3 protein-coding genes and 1 pseudogene are annotated in these 2,529 nt (G+C 46.5%); all 4 read right to left on the reverse strand.

The window, feature by feature from the left end; translation table 11 throughout:
* The coding region (locus P304_RS0111065) for an IS21 family transposase (RefSeq protein WP_484481986.1) at window positions 1-576 on the reverse strand (576 nt) is incomplete at its 3' end.
* Between the two features lie 122 nt (window positions 577-698).
* A complete protein-coding gene (locus P304_RS0111070; RefSeq protein WP_160165066.1) occupies window positions 699-1,028 on the reverse strand; it encodes a hypothetical protein in 330 nt (109 codons plus the stop codon).
* A 56-nt stretch (window positions 1,029-1,084) separates the two neighbouring features.
* The gene (locus tag P304_RS0111075) at window positions 1,085-1,801 is read right to left on the reverse strand and encodes a sensor histidine kinase (RefSeq protein ID WP_027390581.1); all 717 of its coding nucleotides are present in this window, start codon (window positions 1,799-1,801) and stop codon (window positions 1,085-1,087) included.
* Window positions 1,801-2,529, reverse strand: a pseudogene (locus P304_RS15335) (IS256 family transposase); the annotation flags it as partial. The gene P304_RS0111075 and the pseudogene P304_RS15335, both read right to left, overlap by 1 nt.

The following is a 2,529-nucleotide window of genomic DNA, read 5'->3' on the forward strand; positions in this document are numbered from 1 at the left end:
GAGGGCTTTGTAATTGCGCGTAAGTTCTTCTTGCTCGGAAGCATTATTGAATGCCGCACTTAAGCTGTCGGTGCGGTGCTCTATCGGACAACCACCCAAGCGGCTGAACGCATTTTGCAATCCATCCGCAAGCGCGCTGTAACTCTCGCCGCCTTGAATTACTTGAGCGTACCGCCAACCACTGGACGCAAGTCGGAACTGGTAGAGTAAATGCGCAAATGGCTCCTTGCGTAATGTAATAGCGTCGTTTGGGTGTGAAAAATCTGATAACCCCATCCGGCCAAAAGGAACATCCTGCCGAAAGATAGCTTCCTTTGCGTTTCCCTGTGTTGCCCGAAAAAACTTTACCCGACGCTGAATGGTCCGCAAAAGACAAGATGGATACTCCCCAGGATATTTATCGTCGAGATACTCCCACAATGTCAGACCGGATAATTCAGGCTTATCTTGCAGTAAAGGAAGAAGTTCTGAATCCCATACTGAACTAAGCGGATCATGACGCGTGCGCCATGGGCGCACATGTGGTGTTGTGTCTGGAGGTGCTTGATCAAGTCGGCGTGCTGTTCTCGTACTCATGCCTGCTTTTGCTGCGCTGAGTGTTTGCGTTTGTCCCTTGTTGCGATGTTGCATGTAAAGCATCCTTTGCTGATGAGTGATGGGTTTGTAGGACAACGAAATACTCCTTGATGAATATTTCGTCAGTGTAGTCCACTCATGCGGCCAAGGTAATTGTCGTCAGGAGGACAAGGTAATTGTCGCCCAACAGCAATTCCCGCCACTTCGGGAATACGTTCGACTACAGAGTGCAAACGCTGCCTACCTGCCTCACTTTCTATCAAAAGGTCTCCTGTTGAAAGGCCGTGCAAAGTCTCCTGAATGATTGTATCTATTGCTCCGATAGTGAGCTTAACGTATTTCTCCTGAGTGAAAGTCAGGTTATCAATATTCTGTTTTACTTGTTGGATACTCAGAGAGTGTGAACTGACAATATGCCACACTCCCCCAGCCCATAAGACCGATATACTCATAATACAGAATGAGATAACAATGAATTTTAACTGCAAGTAATTTTTGGTAGAAGGCTTCATTCGGATTCTGCTGTAATGGGAAAGGTTACAGTTACAGTTGTACCTTCATTAGGAACACTCTGGATATTCAGTGTTCCCCTATTATACTCAAGTATATGCTTAACAATTGCCAACCCTAGCCCAGAGCCTTGTTGCTCGTACCGATTGCGTTCAAACTGCTGAAACGCCCCCAGCCGTTTGGTGTCTTCAGTGGAAATTCCCCGACCTTGGTCTTTGATGCTCAGGGTTACCTCGCCATTAGACTTGAAGTATTGCAGAGTAATCGGACTACCGATCGGAGAGAATTTGCAAGCATTGTCGACAAGTTGCCGCACCACATGGCAAAAATAGGGGATGCAGGCGCGAACAGCGCTATCGCCCAAGATTTCCCTTAGATCTTCTTGTCGTTTCCATTTTCCGGCAACAGCGCGACCAGTGTGGAGAATAATGTCATGCAGGTTATCCTGTATTTCTCGCAATTTACTCTTGCGTTCGGTAAAACGTAAGATCTGCAGCTCATTATAGAGTAGATACTTGTGTATAGTTTCCAGTAGTCGATGGGCAGCGCTTTGAATTGAACGAGCCATGGGGGTGATTTCTCGGTGACTCAGATTGTTTGGCTCCTCATCAATAACCAGTTCTGCGTATAACAGAATACTACTGAGAGGGGTAAGCAGCTCATGGGGAATACGCAATGGGTCTGTCAATAATTTTGTGTAAGTAGCGGAAGACATCAATTTTGCATTGGCACCCTCCCCTCAAAGAAAATACAGAACTGATTAAGAGCCGCTTTCCAGTCTCTGATCGGCATTGTCCACTTCTTTGAAATATTGCGTAACGCCATATAAAAGAGCTTGAATATTGCTTCGTCGTCGGGAAATGCTCCACGGTTCTTGGTTACCTTGCGCAGCGAGTGGTTTAATGATTCAATGGCATTGGTGGTGTAGATTGCCTTTCTGATATCGGGCGGATAGTTGAAAAATGGGATTATTCGCTCCCAGTTGCGGCGCCATGATTGGCTGACCATTGGATGAGTGGCATCCCATTTTGTTTCAAATTGTTCAAGATTCCTCCGCGCCTGCTCTTCTGTTGGCGCGGCATAAATTTCTTTCAAGTCGGCGGCCATCTGTTTGCGCTCTTTCCATGCCACAAAATTCAAGCTATGTCTGACCATATGCACAATGCAGGTTTGCACTTGGGTGTTCGGATAAGCGGCTTCTATAGCTTCTGGGAACCCTTTTAAGCCGTCAACGCAAGCTATGAAAATATCCTTAACTCCACGGTTTTGTAGTCCGTTAAGAATACTAAGCCAGAACTTTGCCCCTTCATTTTCCGCGATCCACATGCCAAGAACTTCCTTTTGTCCCTCCATGGTGACAGCCAACGCGAGATACACTGCTTTGTTGATAATGTGTCCGCCTTGTCTCCCCTTTCACCCTGATAGCATCCAGATAAACAATGG

This window comes from Chrysiogenes arsenatis DSM 11915 (assembly GCF_000469585.1).
Classification (GTDB): domain Bacteria; phylum Chrysiogenota; class Chrysiogenetes; order Chrysiogenales; family Chrysiogenaceae; genus Chrysiogenes; species Chrysiogenes arsenatis.